Genomic DNA, 19,151 nt, shown 5'->3' on the forward strand with positions numbered 1-19,151 from the left:
CTGCGAGCGACGGCAGGGCCACCGGTGCGGATGCCGGCGCCTGCTGCGGCTCGGGCGGCAGCTGCCGGTCGAGATGCGCGGCCAGATCCTGGATGCTGGGAATGTTGCTCAGCAGCTCCCGGAACGAGAGCTTGATCTTGTAGTCTTTCTCGATCCTTTGCGCGAACTGGCCGATGAAGAGCGAGTCAAAGCCGAGCTCCAAGAATGTCGCACCCGCCTCGCCCGGTCCGAGCGCCTCCCCCGACATGTCGCTGAGCAGGGTGATGAGGGAGGTTTGCAAGGCAGGGATACGGCTGGCAGCAGCAACTGGTGTGGCAACATTCATGATTTTGATCCCGTCAAACGGTTGCGCTTGAGTGTCGGTGGAAGATGGCTCGGCGGCAGGGAGCTGCTCGGCCGACGATGCCGGCCGGCCTTCGCCGCGCCGTGCGGAGGCAGGAGCGTCAATCCAGTGGCGCTGCCGCTGGAACGGATAGGTCGGCAGAATGAGCGGGGTTTTGCTCGCGGACGACGTCGGCCAGTTGAGGTCGCAGCCCGACATCCAGAGCTTGCCGTGGGCCTCGGCGAGGGTTTCACCGGCGGCATGCGCGCGATCATGTTCCGGCAGCGACTGGACGACGGCAGTGACCGCATCGCGGCTGAGCGTCTGGGCCGCAAAGACCGACAGGGTGCGACCGGGGCCGACCTCCAGCAGGACGGGCTTGCGCCCGTCGCAAAGGGTCGCCAACCCGTCGGAAAACCGGACGGCGGCGCGGCAATGCTTCGCCCAGTAGTCAGGCGACATGCCCTGTTCGATCGTCTGCCATTGGCCGGTGACGCACGAGATATACGGCGTTATGGCAGTGCCGTAGGTGACCTTTGCCGTCTCTTCGCGCAGGGCTTCGGTAACGCCGTCCATCATGGCGGAATGAAACGCATGCGAGGTGTGAAGCCGGCTGAAGGCGATGCCGGCGCGCTCCATCGCAGCGCACGCAGCATCGACGGCAGCGAAGGTTCCGGAGATCACGCAGAGTTTCGGGGCGTTGACCGCAGCGATTTCGACCTCGTCGCCAAGATAGGCTGAGACTGTCTCCACATCCGCCCGCACGGAAACCATCGCGCCCTGGGGCTGCGACTGCATCAAGCGGCCGCGCGCGGTCACGAGCCGCAATCCGTCCTCGAAGGAAATGACGTTGGCAAGCGTCGCGGCGACGAATTCGCCAACGCTGTGACCGATCATGACATCGGGTTTCAAGCCGCGGCTCATCCATAACCGCGCGAGCGCATATTCGACGAGATAGAGGCACGGCTGCGCGATGCGCGTCTCGCGCTGTTCGTCGGCCATGGCCTGGCTCACCGTGCCGCTGTGGCAGATGAAATCGCGCAAGTCGGTTTTTAAAGGTGCCCGGAGCAGCTCCGTGCCCCTGTCAATCCAGCGGGTGAATTCCGGTTCGCGGCTGTAGAGTGCCGCGCCCATGCCGACATATTGCGAGCCCTGGCCGGGGAACATGAAGGCGATCGGCGGCCTTTCGGTGGCAACGCCACTTGCTACGCGCTCGCTGCCGAGGCGCTCAATCGCCTGCTCGATATCGTTGGCAGCTATGGCGGTGCGATGGCTGAAAGCGCGCCGACCGGTCTGCAGCGTGTGCGCGACCTGCGACAGTGGCAAAGCAGGGTTCGCCTGCAGGTGATCGCGCAGGTTCGCCCGCATGGCCGCAAGTGCTGCCTCGTTGCGGGCAGACAGCGGCAGAATGTGAGGCCCCCGCGCCACGTCGTCGACATTGCCCTGCGACGCGGGCGCCTGCTCCAGCACGAGATGCACATTGGTGCCGCCGACGCCGAACGAGCTGACGCCGGCGCGGCGCGGACCTTCGGTGGCCGGCCAGTCGGTGGTGCTGGCGGGAATATAGAAGGGACTGTCGTCGAGATTGATGCGCGGGTTCGGCCGCTGATAATTCGCCATTCCCGGTATCTTGGCGTGATAGAGCGCCAGCGCAGTCTTGATCAGCCCGCTGACGCCGGCAGCGGCATCGAGGTGACCGACATTGCCCTTGACCGAGCCCAGGGCACAAAGCTGCCGCTTGTCGCCTGCCTCGGCAAAGGCGCTGCGCAATCCGCCGAACTCGATCGGGTCACCAAGCGGGGTCGCGGTGCCGTGGCATTCGACATAACCGATTGTCGAAGGATCGACCCCCGCGTTTGCCAGAGCAGACGAAATCGCGTCCGCCTGCCCCTCGACGCTTGGCGCGGTAAACCCGATCTTGTCCGAACCGTCGTTGTTGATGCCGTAGCCGCGAATGACCGCGAAGATCCTGTCGCCATCCCTCAGCGCGTCTTCCAACCGCTTCAACAGCACGATGCCCGCGCCGCTGCCGAAAACCGTTCCAGCCGCCTGTTCGTCGAACGGCCGGCAGACGCCATCGGGCGAAACCATGCCGCCCTCCTGGTAGATATAGCCACGCCGTTGCGGGATCGTGATCGATACACCACCGGCAAGGGCCATGTCGCAGCTGTAGGTCAGCAGGTTCTGGCAGGCCTGCGACACGGCCAGCAGCGACGTTGAGCAGGCCGACTGGATGGCGATCGCCGGTCCGCGCAGGTTGAACTTATAGGCGATGCGGGTCGCTAGAACGTCCGTCACTGAACCGACGATCTGCTGGAAGCAACCGATCTGGTAGTTGGAGGTGAACTCCTCGACCTTCGCCCGCTCACCCAGGACATTGTTGATGAGATAGGTGGGCATCGAGGCGCCTGCGAAGACGCCGACCAGGCCGGGATAGCGGTGAGGATCGTACCCGGCCCGCTCGAGCGCTTCCCAGCAGACCTCGAGAAAGACGCGGTGCTGCGGATCGGTGACCGCCGCTTCCCGCGGGAACATGCCGAAGAACTCGGCGTCGAACATGTCGACATCCGGGAGCTGCGGCCGGGCTGGAACGTAGTTTGCGGCAGCACGTTCCTCGTCAGTGAATGCGTCTTCGATCTCGTCCGGCCTCAGTTTCAAAAAGGCATCCCGCCCCTCACAGACGAGATCCCAAAGCGCCTCCACCGACGGAGCGCCCGGGAACCGACCGGACATGCCGATGATCGCAATGCCGGTCACGTCCTGGTCATTGCGATCCGAGCCGCGGGCGTCGTCTGCATCGTTGAAAACGGTCATGAAGCGCTCCTGCGGAAGTGGGAGATGTTCTTCTTTTGCAGCGCCGCACGTTCGGCCGCCGTCATCGCTCGGGCACTGGCCGACGACTTTCCATCGAGGAAGTCCGCCAACTCGTGAATGGTCGGGTGCTTGAACAGGGCAACGACATCGATCGACCGGCTGAGGTTGACCTCCAGCGCCGCATGCACCCGCATCAGCTGCAGCGACGTGCCGCCGAGATCGAAGAAATTGCGATCAAGCTCTACGGCCTGCTGGCTGAGCACGTTGCGCCAGAGGTCTTGCAAGAGTGCCTCGGTCCGACTGGCGACTGGCGCGTTCTCGGCCGGCAACGCATCCACCGGCAGCGGAAGCCTGGCGCGGTCGACCTTGCCCGATTGATGCAATGGCAATTCGTCAAGCACGATCACCGCGCTCGGGATCATGTAGGCGGGCAGGCTGTTGCGCAGTCTCTCCATCACGTCGCGGATCAGCTCGGCGTCGTCTGCGCGGGTGCCCTCACGTGGGCACAGGTAACCAACGATGCGCTTGTGCGACTGATCCAGATTCTGGCAGATGACGACACCGTCGGCGAGCCGCGGATCGCGACGCAAGGCGGCCTCGATCTCGTCAAGCTCGATGCGCTTGCCATTCAGCTTGATCTGCCGGTCACGCCTGCCCCGGAAAAGCAGGATGCCGTCGTCGCTGAGCACCGCGAGATCGCCTGTCAGATAGCCGCGCACGTCTCCCTGTTCGGTGCGGATGGTGATGAACCGTTCTGCCGTCAGCTCGGGGCGTCGGAAATAGCCGATGGCGACGCCCTCGCCGGTGAGGACAAGCTCTCCCTCTATGCCGCGCCCGACCGGGCGACGGTCCTCGTCGACGATCAGTATACCGGTGTGGCTGACGGCGCCGCCGATCGGCACGTCCTTGCCGTCGAACCCCGCGGGGATGTCGAAGGCGGTGGCCAGAACAGTGATTTCCGTTGGCCCATAGAGGTTTGTCAGTCGGCAGTCCGGATGCGCCTTCTGAAAGCGTTTGATGTGCTCGGCAGAGGCGACTTCGCCGCCGAACATCATATGCCGCAACGTCGGCAGTTCGCCGCAGGAGAAATCGGCGAGCAGGTTGAACAGGCCGGTGGTCAGCAAGGAGGAGGTAACGCCGTTGTCACGGATGACATCCCTAAGCCGGCCGACCGAGAAATTTCCGTCCGGCAACCCGGCGATGGTCCCACCGTTCGTCAATGTCGTCCAAATCTCGAACGTGGAGGCATCGAAAGCGATTGTTGCCGCGTGCAGCATCACGTCGGCACTGCCGATCTGCACGTAATTCTGATCGAGCGCGAGCCGGGTAATGCCACGATGCGGAATGGAGACGCCCTTGGGTCGACCGGTCGAACCCGACGTGTACATGACGTATGCCATGTCGCCGCCTTCGCAGGGTACTGGCTCGAACGGCTTCCTCTCGGCTTGCTGCGCGAGATCGGCGACGATCGCGTGAAGATCGGCGATCGTGCCCTTGACGCTCGGCACAAGGCGCATCGTGGCAAGCGAGCAGGTATCGACGAAGACCACCTTGGGCTCGCAGTCGCCGATGACATAGTCGAGATGATCGACGGGAAAAGTCGTATCGAGCGGCAGATAGGCGGCGCCGACCTTGAGGGTGGCCAGCATGGCGACGATCGTTTCGAGGGAGCGTGGGACGAAGAGGCAGACGATATCGCCCTTCGTGACGCCCGCATCGATCAGATAGGTGGCAAGCGCATCGGACATCAGCTCAAGCTCGCCATAGCTGATCGAGTGGTCGTCGAAGACGATTGCCGTCGCCTGCGGAGCCGCCTGGGCGTGCCGGTGAACGACGGCATGAACCGAGTGCTCCGGGTCGTAGTGCACGGTTTCCTGCGAGCGGCCCGTCACGCGCCCGGACTTCACCGCCGAATCTTCTGCGCCGAAAAATCGGAACTCAGCCATCGTTCGCCTCCTGTCCCTCTCGCCTCACTGCCCGGCGGGACGGCTCAAACGCCCTCCCGGCAATGGGCAGCTCGCGAATTTTGCTGCAATGCCGTCGTCAGCCAGAATTCCATGGTGGCGAAAAATGAACAGCTGATCATTGGGATAGCCGCACCGACGCATCGCCATCAAAAGGGTTAGGCCCGCTTAGTCCTTAAGGGGATGGAAGCCACGGCTATGCACGGACGAGGCGCCCGATAGGCGGCCGGAATCGTGTTCCATCTCTTTGTTTTCGCAGGATTTTTCGAGGTCGCCTGCCGCGCCGACCCTGGCGGATCAAACGCGGTGAAAACGACCTGGCGAGGGGCGCCTATTGAAGGTCGTATGCCCTGACATAATCGATGAACATGTGGGATGGGTCCGGCGCCCGATCGGCGGTTTTTTCGACGAGCGCGAGGTTGAGCAGCACGTACATCGGCTGCCGGTGCTCAGGCCGCGTTTCGGCCTTCCACACGAGTTTCCGGTCAAAGTACATCCGGATGAATTCGGAATCGATCTTCACCCCATAGGTATGAAAATCCTGGGGGTCGGCGTCGCGAAATACCTCGATCCGACTGAATTGGGAATCGTCCTTGTCATCGCGATGCCAGACATGGATGACAGAGGAGTATCCTTCCGGCTTGTCACCGTAGAATTCCATCACGTCTATCTCGGCCGTCGACTTCGAGCGGTCCTTGCCGATCAGCCAGAATGCGGGCCATACGCCCGGACCGACCGGCAAACGCGCACGCATTTCGAAATAGCCGTATTGCTGGGCAAAGCCATTGCCCTTGGCGTCCACCGAGGCGAGCAGGCCTGACTGCCAGTCACCTTCCGGGTCGCGCTTGGCCTCGATCCTCAGAATGCCGTTTTCAGTCTTAAACGGCGAGCGCTCACCGGGGTTGGCAAAGCGGGCGCCACCAAAATCCCCCGACCACGGCGTATGCGCGATCCAGCGGGTGCCGGGCCCCCAGGCGGACACGCTCAGATCATCGAAGGTCTCGTCAAAGGTCAGCGGCATGTCGTCGACAGGAAGCTCGTCGCCCGTGTCGCCGGCCGTGTACCCATCGGCATGGGCGCCGACACAAGCATCATCAGCCACAGGCAGCCGACGACAGGCCGGACGAAAAGCCGAACTGGCAGGCGGCGTGCCCAATACGGGCGAACTTCGCGAACAGATGGGGTCATGGTGCAAACTAACGCGGGGCGCTACCGCGGGTCCATTACCGATTCAGGCCGCGGCTTTATGCGAAAGGCTTAGCCGGAGGCGTAAATACGCAACATGCCCCCTTTGATAGGATCGTTTCAGCAACTGGAACTGGTGGCATGAGCTTTGAACTGATCGGCTTCGTTACCGTGCTTGTGGGGTTGGGCGTGCTGATGGCGCCCATCCACTGGGCGTTGACGTTCATGGTCGTCTCAACCGCTCTCGGCTCTGCCGCTGCCATCGGCCTTCCGGCACTTGGCGGCGCATCCATCCTCGTTCCAAATGTTTTCCTGCTGTTCTTCGGCCTCAGGGTCCTGATGGCCTATGGCGAAGGTCCGGTGCTGGCGGCCTTCGTGCCTGCCGGTGCCGGCTTCTGGCTGATGGTGCTCACCCTTTTCGGCGTGCTGACGGCGATCCTGTCGCCTCGCCTGTTCCAGGGCGCCGTCGACGTGATGACGGTCGAGCGATCTGTTGGTGCGAGAAGCTTCATATCGCTGTCACCGCTGCGGTTTTCGTCCAACAACATAACGCAGGCCGTCTATGCACTCGGCGGACTTGCCTGCTTCGGATTCTGCCATGCCTATCTGCGCCGGACGGCCGCGCCGTCGCACCTCGTCCACGCCATCCTCATTGCCGCCACCGTCAACCTCGCCTTCGCCGCGGCCGACATCCTCACTTATTTCTCCGGCACCGAGTATCTGCTGAGCGTGGTACGGACGGCCAACTACGCCCTCCTGACCGCCGCGGAAAAAGGTGGGTTGAAACGGATTTCCGGATCGTTCCCCGAGGCGTCGGCCTTTGCCGACTACACCTTGATCCTGTTTGCCGCGACCGCGAGCCTCTGGCTCGACCGGGTGCGCTCACGGGCGACAGCCCTCCTGGCGATCGCCTCGCTTGCCGGCCTGGTGTTTTCGACTTCTGCCACAGCACTGCTCGGGTTGGCCGTGGTCTTCCCGTTTCTCTGGATACGTTCGATTGTGACGGTCTTCGAACGGAGAAAGCCCGGACGTCCGGTGTTTCTCGCCGCCCTCTTCCTGGTCGTACCGCTCGTCATCCTCACGGTCGTCAACTTGTTCCCGGAGGTGGTGTCGACTGTTTACGATTTTCTCGATGAGATGCTGCTGTCAAAGGCCGACAGCCAGTCCGGCCGCGAGCGCGCGATGTGGAACGCCGCCGCCTATGAGGCGTTCGTCAACACCTCCGGCATGGGGGCCGGCCTGGGGAGCGCCCGCGCCTCCAGCTATCTACTGGTTCTGCTCTCGAATGTCGGGGTCCTTGGGCTCGCCATCTTCTGGGTCTTCGTCGCGGCCATTCTGTGCGCTCGCGCGGCACCAGACGCCGGGCGGCGGGCGGAAAGCCTTGCCGCGCTTCGGGCGGCAAAGGCCGGCTTTATCGCGGCCCTGAGCACCGCTCTCGTATCGGGCACCGTCTATGATCTGGGCCTGATGTTCTACATTCTCGCCGGCAGCGCGTCGGCGCTGACATGCCGGCAAATCGCCGAGGCAGAAGCGCCACGACCGCGACTGGTTGGTGCGACAAGCCCGCGCCGTATGGGAGGCTCCCGATGAAAATCGTCATCTTTAACGTCAAATACAGCGAAAACCTTGGTGACGGCATTCTGGCGCAGTGCCTGGAGATTGCGCTGGCGCGCGGGGCCAAGGGGCTGGAGGTCAAGACGATCGATCTCGCCGGCAGGACGGCATTCGGCACCGGCGGTGGCGGGCGCCGCCGACTGTTGCTGAAGGTACTGCAAGCGCTGCCGTCATTCGCGCGTCGGCTGGTCGTAAGACAGGCGCTTGGCCCGACACTCCGTCGATTGCAGGTCGAATGGCAAAAGGAGATTGACGCCGCGGATGCGGTCGTCATCGGCGGGGGAAACCTGTTTCAGGACGACGACCTGAACTTCCCGCTGAAAGTCGGCGCAGCACTCGATTGTATCAACCGCAGCGGCAAGCCGCTGGCGGTCTATGCCGTCGGCACCAGCCGGGACTGGTCGTCGCAGGCAAGGCAGCTTTTCGGCATGATCGATGAGAGCCAGGTCGTCCACGTTTCGGTTCGTGACACGATCGCCGGCCGCAACTGGCTCGGCCACTTTCCAGCCGGCCCGCACGCCCGGATACTGCCCGATCCCGGGCTGCTCGTCCGGGAAATCGTCGCGTGCCACGCGCTTGCGCCACTGAAGGCAGATGACCGAGCAATCGGCATCTGCGTCACTGACCCGCTCATTCTGCGCCGACATTCCAGCCATGGCTCGGCTGGAACTCCTTTTCGGCATGCCGACGACTATCACCAACTACTAAGCCTGATGCTCGATGCCGGATATCGGATCTGCCTCTTCACCAATGGAGCCCAGGAAGACCAGGCCTTTGCGCGGCGCATTCTCGGCGGTGACGGTCTCGCCGACCACATCGACAGCGGTGATCTCTACCTCGCCCCTCGTCCCAAAACGCCCGAGGAACTGATCCACATCATCGCATCGACGCAGGTGATACTGGCGCATCGCCTTCACGCCTGCATCGCCGCCTATTCCCTCGGCGTGCCGCAGGTCGGTCTCGGCTGGGATGCGAAAGTCGAAGGCTTCTTCCAGTTCGTTGGCCGACCGGAGTATTTTGCCAACGGACCCGACATCTCCGCTCGCGATGTGGCCTCCTTGCTTGAAGAGGCAGCCCGCAAGGGCATCGATCCCGCGGCCCATGCCTCGATACTCAATCAAGCCCGCAACGGCATCTCGCAGCTGCGAGAGTGCCTGGAGGCGCACCAAAACCGCAGCGCAAGCCCGACGATCCAGCCGGTGGTTGTGCCAAGTGGCAGAGCTTTATCCGGCTATGCGTTGTCGCACGGTCTCTAACCGTAACGGGTCACACAGTGTTGATCGCGCGGTTATCGGCACCTTAGTGGTCCAAAACCCAAATGCTTCAGCTAATTAGGACCGGTACCCACCCGGCCGGATTAAGCTCATATCGATGTGATTTCCCGCCATTACTAATCCTCTTGGGTAATATTCCTAACCACCGGTTGTTTGCTATATACTTAAGTACAATCGAATGGACCGAAGAGAGAGTGCGCCTTTATGGTGGGGCAACTTGGGGCATTTATAGGATCGTCACGGTTTAGAGAATTGTCGAGTTTCGACACGGATCAGCAGAGGTCCGAACTCTCCGTGGCGCGAAAACGGGTATTCCCGGCGGGCTCGATACTGTTCGAGCCCGAAGGTCGATCGTGCGTCCTGTTCTTCATCTCCGGCTGGTGCGTCAGCCGGAAGATTCTGGCAAATGGCACCCGCATCGTCATCGATTTCATGCTGCGCGGAGATATGCTCTGGACCCTGTCGTCGGAAATGACGCAGGAGACAATCCAGGCGCTGTCCGACGTTGCCGTCTACGAGTTCGCGGTGCCTCCCGGCACCGGCGGCCCCAATCTGTCGCAGAGAATCCAGCAGAACTTCGTGCACGAGATGCTCAAGCGCCAGGTCAGGATGACCGAGCGGCTGGCAAACATTGCACGCCGCGACGCACTGGAGCGTACCGGGCATCTCTTGCTCGAGCTCGCAGTCCGCGCAGGTAGACCCGACAGGCTGGGATTTGACGGTTTCGATTGCCCGCTGACGCAGTCCGACATCGGCGACGCCGTCGGCCTGTCGACCGTGCACATCAATCGCATTCTGAAGGAGATGAGGTTGAAGGGATTGTTGTCGTTCAGGAATGGCATCGTCGAATTTCTCGATCGCAGACGCCTGGCCGAATTGGTGGACTTCGATCCGGGCTATCTCAGCACGAATTCCGGTTGATTCATTGCGAGGGCTTTAACCTGTGTTAATGCGCACCGACAATATATGTGATCTGATTACCAAAATATAAGAAGAAAATACGAGAGGACCCTGAGGGAATATCAACACCAATACTTGTATCTAGAATATTTACACCTAACAAAATAAGAATAAAAAGGAGAAAATTCAATGGATATTCGTACAGCAACAATTGCAAGAACCTCCACGACGCGACCGACATCCCTCCCAAGCGTACTGGAACAGCGTCTTCCCCAAAGTCTGGCGGGTTCGGATATGACCGATCAGGAGGAAGATCTCGACTACATCCTGCTCATCGACCCTCGTGCTCTCGACCGGGAGTGCCTGTCGAAAAGCCTGACGGGCTATGACCCCGGGCTGACGATCGTCACAGTCGGATCCTTTGACGAGTGGCGCGGCCGCAAATTGCAGACAGACCCTTCCGCCGTTCTTCTCATCGTCGGCGGCGGCAAAGTGGGTGACCTTGCCGTCTGCGAAAAGATCGAAACTCTGGTTGAGAAGTTCAAATATAGCCCAGTGATCGTGGTTGCCGAAACGGATGAACTCGGCCAAATTCTCAAGGCATTGGAATGCGGTGCCCGTGGCTACATTCCAAGCAATGTCGGCATCAATGTCGCCGCCGAAGCGATTGCGCTGGCGCGCGCCGGTGGCGTCTTCGTTCCGGCAAGCAGCATCCTGACGATGAGAGAGGCAATAAATTCGGTCGTGAATGGCGCCCGTTGCTCCGACAGCCTGTTCACGCCTCGGGAAATCGAAGTCGCCGAAGCCTTGCGCCGTGGAAAGGCAAACAAGATCATCGCCTATGAGATGGATCTGTGTGAAAGCACCGTGAAGGTTCACATCAGAAACATCATGAAAAAGCTGAACGCGACCAACCGCACCGAGGTCGCCTACAAGATCAGAGAATTCATGAAGTAAGCCGCCGATAGCAAACGAACCGGCAGACGTTGCGAATAACGAAGGCTCCGGCAGGCGTGTTTTTGATCACGGCCTGCTGACCGTGGTTCGCGATCGGCTGACTCGTCTCCTATATCCGGCATCTGGCCGATATGGGCCGGCATGTGTAGTTTCGAGATGCGCCCCGGCAAGAGATTGTCGGGGATGCCGTTGCGGCGCACGAAATGGCGCATGCCCGTGAGCCTCGGTCAACGGCTTCCGGCACCATTGACGAGATTGAGAATGAGTTGGTGGATATTGCCGCCATCACTGAGTTCGACGCGGTCGAAGTCCCGGCTTCTCTGGCGTTGAGCAACAGACAGCTCGCCGAGCCGCCTCGTCAGCTCAGTCCTGATCTTGCGGCAGTTGGGGTCTGCGTCTACCGAGAGCCCGACTGATGTGGTCTCGATCGCCTTCACCAGATCCTTGATGTAGTCACCGTGAACAAGCTCGTGCTTGCGAACGCCTGCGAAAAAGGTTTCCCAGTTCTCTACCATGGCCCCCTGCAGCGGCTTCGACGGCTTCGGCAGCGTATAGGTGATGATGAGCTTCGGCTTGGCCGAAACGAGCGTGCAGGCGTTGCCTTGCGGCTCGTATTTCCGGGTCCAGGTCAGCTTGAAGTCCGTGTGAGCGATGGCCCGAACCAGCCCGCCGACCTTTGGCCCCCGCTCGCCGATCGACGCATAAAGCTCGGCGCCGGTCTGCCCCGAGATCGCATAGGTGCGGACCTTTTCCACCGCCTGCCATTCCGCATGCGCCATGCACGGCAACGAAAATGCGCAAACCATCGTACTGCAGAAGAAAACGCTTCGCTTCACCCGAATCCCCTGGAAGGCACCTGAACGCGGGCGACCCTACTGCATAATTTCTTGATCGGCATCGATTTATCGAGAAAGGCGGCCGCACAATCGCGCGACCGCCTTCAATCGATAGAGCGCTCCGGGGGCGCCGAGCTGGTAGCTGCTATGGCGGCGCCGTCAGCGCTACTCGGCAGCAACCGCAGGCGGATAGATCATCGGCGCCGCAGGCTCGGCCTTGCCCGCTTCAACGGATTCCGGTTCTGATGTCTGCTTCTTCGGCTCCCGGCCGAAGAAGAGCGCGTAACCGGCCGGCAGCACCAGAATTGTCAGAACGGTGGCGACAAGGATGCCGCCCATCATCGCATAGGCCAAGGGCCCCCAGAAGACGCCGCGCGAGATCGGGATCAGCGCCAGAACCGCGGTCAGTGCCGTCAGCGTGATCGGACGGAACCTGCGCACGGCCGAGCCGATGATAGCTTCGGAGCGATCCATGCCCGCGGCAATGTCCTGATCGATCTGGTCCACCAGGATGATCGAGTTGCGCATGATGATGCCGAGCAACGCGATAACCCCGAGGATGGCGACGAAGCCGAAGGGGGCGCCGCTGATCAGCAGCGCCGCCGCCGCCCCGATTATGCCGAGCGGACCGGTTGCCAGAACCAGCATCGCCTTGCCGAAATGCTGCAGCTGGACCATCAAGAGCACGACGATGACCGCCAGCATGATCGGCGCCTTGGCGGCGATCGAACCCTGGCTTTCGGCCGCGTCTTCGGCGCCGCCCTGGATGCTGATGCTGTATCCGGGCGAAAGACCATCGCGCAGCGTCTGCATGTCGCCATACATCTTCAACGCCACATCGTTCGGCTGCACGCCGTCGGGCAAGGTGCCGCGAACGGTAATCGTCGGCAGCCGGTCCCTGCGCCATTCGATGCCTTGCTCGAGCACGGGCACGACCTTGGCCACCTGAGACAACGGAACGAAGCTGCCGAAATCGGTCGGGATGTAGACGGATTCCACCGACGAGAGCAGCGCACGGGTCGCATCCGGCTCACGGGCGACGATCGAGACCGTCTCCTCGCCATCACGGAAGTTGTCGAGCGGCACGCCGGACATGGTGGCCTGCAGCATCTGCCGGACGCGCTGCGAGGTGACGCCGAGCGCACGGGCGCGATCCTGGTCGATGACCAGCTTCATTGCCGTCACCGGCTCCAGCCAATCGTCGTGCACGGCACCGAGCTGCGGGTTTTCGGCAAACTTCGCCTTCACCTGGTCGGCGATGCGGCGCACCTCCTGGCGGTCCGGCCCCATGACGCGCATCTGCACCGGCCAGCCGGTCGGCGGGCCGAGGAAGAGGCGATCGACCTTGGAGCGGATCGACGGGAAATCCTCGGCAAGGATCTTGCGCAGCTTGACGATCAGCCGTTCGCGTGCCGGCTCTCATTGGCCATGACGAGGAGCTGGGCGAAATTCGGATTCCGCAATTGCTGGTCAAGCGGCAGGAAGAAGCGCGGCGCGCCCTCGCCGATATAGGTCGCGATGAAGCGTTTGTCCGCATCGTCGATCATCCGCGCTTCGAGCGCCTTCGCCTGGGTCTCGACTTCCTTGATGCTGGTGCCTTCCGGCAGCCAGAGATCGACGAGGATTTCCGGACGTGAGGATTGCGGGAAGAAGTTCTTGGGAATGAACTGGAACGCCCACAGGCTGACGAAGAAGGCGACAAGCGTCATCGACAGCACGATGATGCGATGGTGAACCGCCCAGGAGACCGTCGAGCGCAGGCGCCGATAAAAACGAGTGTCGAAGACATCGTGGTGGCCGCCGGCATGGGGGCGCTGCTTCAGGATCATGTTGCCGAGCCAGGGCGTGAAGTAGACCGCGACGAACCACGAGACCACCAGCGCGATGCCGACGACGTAGAACAGCGAGCGGACATATTCGCCCGCCGTCGAGGCGGCAAAACCGACCGGGATGAAGCCGGCGGTGGTAATCAGCGTGCCCGTTAGCATCGGGAAGGCCGTCGAAGAATAGGCGAAGCTTGCTGCCTCGACCTTGACCAGCCCCTCCTCCAGCTTGCGCTCCATCATCTCGACAACAATCATCGCGTCATCGACCAGGAGCCCGAGAGCGATGATCAGCGCCCCGAGCGAGATGCGCTGCAGGTCAATGCCAAGCTCGTACATGATGGCAAAGGTCGCCGCCAGCACCAGCGGAATGGTGATGGCGATCACCAGGCCGGAGCGCCAGCCGATCGACAGGAACGAGACAACAAGCACAATCACCAGCGCCTCGCCGAGCGCCTTCATGAATTCGCCGACGGCTTCCGTGACCACTTCCGGCTGGTTGGAGATCTGATCGACCACCATGCCATAGGGCAATGCCGCCTCGAAACGCTGATAGGTCTCTTCGACGGCCGTACCGACATCGGTCACCTTGAAGCCCTTGGCCATCACCACGCCGATCTGCACGCTGTCCTGACCGTTGAAGCGGAACTTGCGAGAATAGGGATCCTCCAGCCCCGAGGAGACGGTGGCGATATCGCCGAGGCGGGTGACCTGCCCACCGGCCGTCAGGCTGAGGTTGCGCAGATCCTCGACCTTGTCGAGGCCGCCCTCGACGGAAATGCGCACGGAGCGCGAACCGGTATCGACCGAACCTGCGGGATCGACATTGTTCTGACCGGCGATGGTGTTCCTGAGGTCGTTGAGCGTCAGCCCGCGCGCAGCCAACACCTTGGAAGAAACGTCGATATAGATCTTTTCGGGTTGATCGCCGAGGATCACCGCCTTCTCGACGCCGGGTGTCGTCAGCAGCATGTCGCGCGCCTGGATCGCGAACTTCTTCAGTTCGGGATAGCTGTAACCGTCGCCGCTCAATGAATGCAGCGTGATAAAGGTGTCGCCGAACTCGTCGTTGAAATAAGGCCCGTGCAGCCCTTCCGGCAGCTCACTGGCGATATCACCGACTTTCTTGCGGACCTGATAGAACGCGTCGGCCACCTGCTGGGCATTCGTGTCACCCTCGACCTGCAGGGTGATGATCGCGCTTCCGGCGCGGGTATAGGAGCGCACGAAATCGAGATGCGGGGTTTCCTGCAGCTTGCGCTCGATCTTGTTGACGACCTGATCCTCCATCTCCTGAATCGAGGCGCCCGGCCAGAAAGCCTGCACGACCATGACGCGGAAGGTGAAGTCCGGATCTTCCTTCTGCCCCATCCGCATCAAACCGAGCGCGCCGGTGATGATGATCAGGCCGAACAGGAACCGCGCGATACTGGGATGGGCGATCGCCCAGCGCGAAAGATTGAAAGGCCGTTTTTCTTCTGACGGTAGGGACATCGGCATCATTCCGCGGTTGGGTTGGTTCAGCGCACGATTTCGGCGGCTGCGGTCTTGTCGGTCGCGGCGGACTGGCGGGCGATATCGCCCGATATCGCAACCTTCAGGTCTTCGGTCATGAACTGCGTGCCGGCGGCAACGATCAGATCGCCGCGCTTCAGCCCGTCGACCACGCGCACGCCCTCGCCGGTAAAGTCGGCAACGGTGATCGTCCTGCTCTTCACGATCTCGCTGTCACGGTCGACGACCCACACCGTTGTTTCACCGTCCTTCTGAGCCAAAGCGCTCAAGGGCACGGACATGTGGCGCTCGGCGTCATCAGCCGAAGCCAGGATGGTTGCGGTCATGCCGAGCAGAATGCGCGGATCGTTGGGCAGACTGACGCGCACGGCAAAAGTTCGCGACGGCTGTTCGGCACTGCCCGCGACCTCGCGCACCTTGCCGTCGAGGATCAGGCCCTGATCGGACCAGAAGCCGGCCTTTACCGCCATGCCCGGTTTGAAATTGGCGACATCGACTTCCGGGACGGCGATGAGCACTTCCTTCTCGCCGTCGACGGCGACGGTGGCGACAGGCGTGCCGGAGCCGACCACCTGCCCGACATCGGCAGCAATTGCCGCGACGATGCCGCTACGGTCAGCGACCAGTTCGGTATAGGTCACCTGGTTCTTCGCCTGGGACAGCGCCGAGCTTGCGGCATCGCGCGTTGCCACGGCCTGGTTATGGCTGAGTGTTGCCTGGTCGAGCTGCGCCTGGGAGGCGACTTTCCGGGCAAAGAGTTGTTCGGCGCGTGCGCGAACCAATGCGGTCGTCTCGACCTGGCGCTCGGCGGCCTCAAGGTTCGCGGCCGCACTCTTGACTGAAAGATCATAGTCCGTCGCATCGATGCGGGCGAGCGGATCGCCGGACTTCACCCGGTCGCCGACATTCACCAGGCGCTCGGTGATCTTGCCGTTGACGCGAAAGCCGAGGTTCATTTCCGTTCGGGCACGCACGACACCGGAATAGTTCATCTGCCGCGCTTGTCCGGCATCGCTGATCTCGACCACCTTGACCGGCCGCACGACCGGCTTGGCTTCCTCCTGCTCCTGCGAGCAGGCTGCCAGCACCAGGGACATCGCGGCAAGAAGAGCCATCCTTGCGCTCAACGCGAAACGGCTACGGGTTTGAACGGGCATAGACATTTCCGCACTCCTCGGCGGCATCAGCCACACGGTACACATCGGGGGCCGCTACCCGGCCTGGTCAGTTTTTCAGTGCCTTGATCGCAAATTCGATCAGTTCATCCGGCGTCGCCCGATTTTCCTTCGAGAGACATTGAGCCACCATCTGCGGGTGGCAGAGGATCACGGTCGCGGCGCCGAAACATCTGGAGGCCGCGTCGGCGTCCTGCTCGGGGAATTCGCCCGCAAGAATACCTTCGCGGATCACATCGGCGACAAGGGCATGCAGACGATCGATGTGCTTGTCGATCACGTGCCAGTCGCGTTCCATCGCGATGACGACCATCTCATGCACCTTCTGGTCGTCGAGCATGACCTCCACCGTCATTTGATGCTGTGCGCGGATATATTGCCGCAAGCGCTCGGTCGCGCTCAGCGGCTGCCGGCAGATGTCCAGAGCCTGCTGATAGCTGGCAGCCAGCATGCGGCCGCAGATCGCCTGATGGATCTCCGCCTTCGAAGCGAAGAAACGGTAGATATTGGCGGGCGACATGCCGAGATCGCGGGCGATGTCGGCCACATTGGTCTTCGAATAGCCGAAATGCCGAAACAGCCGCTCGGCCGCATCCAGGATCCGCGAGACGTTTTCCTGACGCGTCGCGTCCAGCTGGCTGTCGATGCTGTCATCCATGTAAGTCCGCTTTCATTTACGACTGACGATTTTCATATTTCGTCAGTCGTAAATCGAAAGCGGGCTTACGTCAACCGAAACGAGCCACTTTTCGCCTCACGTTATGGTGTCCGCTCGCCAGAGAATTTGCATGTCGTTGACTCGGCACGCGGCGGTGGTTACTGCCGAATCCTGGAGCACCCGCCCCATGGAATTTCAGCGCAAAGGGTTCGCGTTCAATGGCTACTGGTCTCATCGCCCTGCTCGACGACGTTGCCGCCATCGCCAAAATGGCGGCCGCCTCGCTTGACGACGTCGCCGCACAGACCGCAAAGGCCGGCGCAAAAGCAGCAGGCGTGGTCATCGACGACGCAGCCGTGACGCCGCGCTACGTCGTCGGGCTGACACCGGAACGCGAACTGCCGATCATCGGCCGCATTGCGCTCGGCTCGCTCAAGAACAAGATCCTGTTCCTGTTGCCCGGTGCACTGCTGCTCGGCTACTTCGCCCCCTGGGCGATCACCCCGCTGTTGATGCTGGGCGGCATCTACCTCTGCTACGAGGGCGCCGAGAAACTTTATGGCGTCTTCTTTCCGCACGCGGCCCATGAGCACGAAACCGCCGTGCTCGGAGAAAAGACCGATCCCGTCGCGCTTGAAAACGAGAAGGTCGCCGGCGCCGTGCGCACCGATTTCATCCTGTCGGCCGAGATCATGGCGCTCACGCTCTCAACCGTCGCCGATGCCAGCATCTATATGCAGGGCGTGGTGCTTGCCGCGGTCGGCATCGCCATTACGCTTGCCGTCTATGGCGTCGTCGGCCTGATCGTCAAAGCCGACGATGCGGGCGTCGCGCTGGCCAAGACCTCCGTATCGGCGCTACGCGCCATCGGCCGCGGCCTGGTCGTCGGCATGCCGATCTTTCTGAAGGTTCTCGCCGCCATCGGCACTGCGGCGATGCTCTGGGTCGGCGGCAGCATTCTCGTCCACGGCCTTGCCCAGATGGGATATGCCGGCCCGGAACACATCATCCACGACATCTCCGAAGCCGTGGTCCACGCGCTCCCAGTTGCCCCGGGTCTGATCGGCTGGATTGCCACGTCGGCGCAGCAGGCCCTGCTGGCGATCGTCGTCGGCGCTGCAACCATCGCCGTCATGGGCAACATCGTCGCGCCGATCTGGGGACGACTGAGACCTGCGAGCCACTGACCTCGCATCATTGGCGCCGCCACGCTCTGGCCCTGCCCGGGCCAGAGACATGCATGTTCCCTAATCGGTCGATATTGACCGACCGGACAAGCCGCGATCAGCTCGTGGCGAGATGCGCCTTCGACGGATCGGGAATGACGACGATCGGGCTACCGTCTCGGACCTGAGCGTGCAGATAGACCACATCCTGGTTGAGCATGCGGATGCACCCGGACGAGACGGCCTTGCCGATCGACCGTGCCTCGGGACTGCCATGGATGCGGTAGAGCGTGTCCTTGCCGTCCTTATGGATATAGAGCGCCCGCGCGCCCAAAGGGTTCTTCAGGCCCGGCCCCATGCCGCCGTTCTTGATGCTGTAGGGCTCGAGCCTCGGCTGCCGCGCCACCATTTCGTCGGGCGGCGTCCAGCGCGGCCATTTCCGTTTATAGGCGACCACCGCCCGCCCGGACCAGGCAAAACCCTCGCGGCCGACACCGATGCCATAGCGCATGGCGCGCTGGCCGGGCAACACGTGGTAGAGGTGTTTCGCCGGCGTATCGACGATGATCGTGCCCGGCCGCTCCTGTGTCGGATAGTCGACTTCCTGGCGCCAGAACTTCGGATCGACCTGGGAGACATCGACCGCGGGAATGGGAAATTGCTCATCCGGCATCGCGTAGTACATCGGCGGAACGGTGCCCTTGGGCGGCGGCGTCATCTCGACCACCGTCGGCTTCGGTGTCGGGCGCGCGGTTGCTGCACAACCTGAAAGCAGGATGGCCGTCGCGCCAACGAAAAGGCTGCGGCGCGTCAGCGAGCCGCCGGATCGCAAATAGGTTCTGGCTGATGGTAACGGGTTCAGTTCATCTATATCGGACATTCATCGACTCGGGGCTTGTTACGATGACGCCCAAAGGAATGCGCTACCTTAAGGCTGCCTTAAGGGAG

Annotated in this window: 12 protein-coding genes and 1 pseudogene; 5 read left to right on the forward strand and 8 right to left on the reverse strand. The window is 62.0% G+C overall.

Annotated elements, in window-relative coordinates:
- The 3 genes from BKP54_RS32270 to BKP54_RS32280 form a co-directional block, all read right to left on the reverse strand.
- On the reverse strand, positions 1-3,136 hold a 3,136-nt coding region (locus BKP54_RS32270), incomplete at its 3' end, for a type I polyketide synthase (RefSeq protein WP_128090552.1).
- Positions 3,133-5,082 (reverse strand): non-ribosomal peptide synthetase, encoded by a 1,950-nt coding sequence (locus tag BKP54_RS32275; protein WP_025428345.1) that lies wholly within the window; start codon positions 5,080-5,082, stop codon positions 3,133-3,135. The genes BKP54_RS32270 and BKP54_RS32275, both read right to left, overlap by 4 nt.
- Before the next feature lie 349 nt (positions 5,083-5,431).
- Positions 5,432-6,256: a glycoside hydrolase family 16 protein gene (locus BKP54_RS32280; RefSeq protein WP_245317987.1), complete on the reverse strand. Its 825-nt coding sequence runs from the start codon at positions 6,254-6,256 to the stop codon at positions 5,432-5,434.
- Between the two features lie 170 nt (positions 6,257-6,426).
- Between BKP54_RS32280 and BKP54_RS32285 the strand changes: the two genes are divergently transcribed.
- From BKP54_RS32285 to BKP54_RS32300, 4 genes are all read left to right on the forward strand, one after another.
- Positions 6,427-7,875 (forward strand): hypothetical protein, encoded by a 1,449-nt coding sequence (locus BKP54_RS32285; RefSeq protein ID WP_025428343.1) that lies wholly within the window; start codon positions 6,427-6,429, stop codon positions 7,873-7,875.
- Positions 7,872-9,155 carry a polysaccharide pyruvyl transferase family protein gene (locus tag BKP54_RS32290; RefSeq protein ID WP_025428342.1) on the forward strand — a complete coding sequence of 428 codons (1,284 nt, stop codon included), beginning with the start codon at positions 7,872-7,874 and terminating at the stop codon, positions 9,153-9,155. The genes BKP54_RS32285 and BKP54_RS32290 overlap by 4 nt, the downstream gene beginning before the upstream one ends.
- 312 nt (positions 9,156-9,467) lie before the next feature.
- Positions 9,468-10,094, forward strand: coding sequence for a Crp/Fnr family transcriptional regulator (locus BKP54_RS32295; protein WP_245317988.1), 627 nt, complete (start codon positions 9,468-9,470; stop codon positions 10,092-10,094).
- A 273-nt stretch (positions 10,095-10,367) separates the two neighbouring features.
- Positions 10,368-11,030 (forward strand): response regulator transcription factor, encoded by a 663-nt coding sequence (locus BKP54_RS32300; RefSeq protein ID WP_025428340.1) that lies wholly within the window; start codon positions 10,368-10,370, stop codon positions 11,028-11,030.
- A gap of 227 nt (positions 11,031-11,257) precedes the next feature.
- Here BKP54_RS32300 and BKP54_RS32305 read toward each other — a convergent pair whose 3' ends face one another.
- The 4 genes and pseudogenes from BKP54_RS32305 to BKP54_RS32320 all read right to left on the reverse strand — a co-directional run bounded on the left by BKP54_RS32305 (position 11,258) and on the right by BKP54_RS32320 (position 17,037).
- Positions 11,258-11,809: a DUF922 domain-containing protein gene (locus BKP54_RS32305; RefSeq protein ID WP_234908000.1), complete on the reverse strand. Its 552-nt coding sequence runs from the start codon at positions 11,807-11,809 to the stop codon at positions 11,258-11,260.
- Between the two features lie 222 nt (positions 11,810-12,031).
- A pseudogene (locus BKP54_RS32310) lies at positions 12,032-15,183 on the reverse strand (efflux RND transporter permease subunit).
- 26 nt (positions 15,184-15,209) lie between these two features.
- On the reverse strand, positions 15,210-16,319 hold the full coding sequence (locus tag BKP54_RS32315) for an efflux RND transporter periplasmic adaptor subunit (RefSeq protein WP_051509220.1): 1,110 nt from the start codon (positions 16,317-16,319) through the stop codon (positions 15,210-15,212).
- 109 nt (positions 16,320-16,428) lie between these two features.
- A complete protein-coding gene (locus BKP54_RS32320) occupies positions 16,429-17,037 on the reverse strand; it encodes a TetR family transcriptional regulator (protein WP_025428336.1) in 609 nt (202 codons plus the stop codon).
- A 218-nt stretch (positions 17,038-17,255) separates the two neighbouring features.
- On the opposite strand from BKP54_RS32320, the gene BKP54_RS32325 reads away from it, so the two are divergent.
- On the forward strand, positions 17,256-18,224 hold the full coding sequence (locus tag BKP54_RS32325) for a DUF808 domain-containing protein (RefSeq protein WP_025428335.1): 969 nt from the start codon (positions 17,256-17,258) through the stop codon (positions 18,222-18,224).
- Positions 18,225-18,321: 97 nt separating this feature from the next.
- Here BKP54_RS32325 and BKP54_RS32330 read toward each other — a convergent pair whose 3' ends face one another.
- Positions 18,322-19,083: a L,D-transpeptidase gene (locus tag BKP54_RS32330; protein WP_038577748.1), complete on the reverse strand. Its 762-nt coding sequence runs from the start codon at positions 19,081-19,083 to the stop codon at positions 18,322-18,324.
- Between the last annotated feature and the right edge of the window lie 68 nt (positions 19,084-19,151).

The organism is Ensifer sp. 1H6, assembly GCF_001976035.1.
In the GTDB taxonomy this organism is placed as follows: Bacteria; Pseudomonadota; Alphaproteobacteria; order Rhizobiales; family Rhizobiaceae; genus Ensifer; species Ensifer canadensis.

Excerpts from the sequence above, each read along its gene's own strand:
- BKP54_RS32315 (WP_051509220.1), bottom strand. The coding sequence starts at position 16,319 with ATGGCTCTTCTTGCCGCGATGTCCCTGGTGCTGGCAGCCTGCTCGCAG.
- BKP54_RS32290 (WP_025428342.1), top strand. The coding sequence starts at position 7,872 with ATGAAAATCGTCATCTTTAACGTCAAATACAGCGAAAACCTTGGTGAC.
- BKP54_RS32300 (WP_025428340.1), top strand. The coding sequence starts at position 10,368 with ATGACCGATCAGGAGGAAGATCTCGACTACATCCTGCTCATCGACCCT.
- BKP54_RS32285 (WP_025428343.1), top strand. The coding sequence starts at position 6,427 with ATGAGCTTTGAACTGATCGGCTTCGTTACCGTGCTTGTGGGGTTGGGC.
- BKP54_RS32305 (WP_234908000.1), bottom strand. The coding sequence starts at position 11,809 with ATGGCGCATGCGGAATGGCAGGCGGTGGAAAAGGTCCGCACCTATGCG.
- BKP54_RS32330 (WP_038577748.1), bottom strand. The coding sequence starts at position 19,083 with ATGTCCGATATAGATGAACTGAACCCGTTACCATCAGCCAGAACCTAT.
- BKP54_RS32320 (WP_025428336.1), bottom strand. The coding sequence starts at position 17,037 with ATGGATGACAGCATCGACAGCCAGCTGGACGCGACGCGTCAGGAAAAC.
- BKP54_RS32325 (WP_025428335.1), top strand. The coding sequence starts at position 17,256 with ATGGCTACTGGTCTCATCGCCCTGCTCGACGACGTTGCCGCCATCGCC.
- BKP54_RS32275 (WP_025428345.1), bottom strand. The coding sequence starts at position 5,082 with ATGGCTGAGTTCCGATTTTTCGGCGCAGAAGATTCGGCGGTGAAGTCC.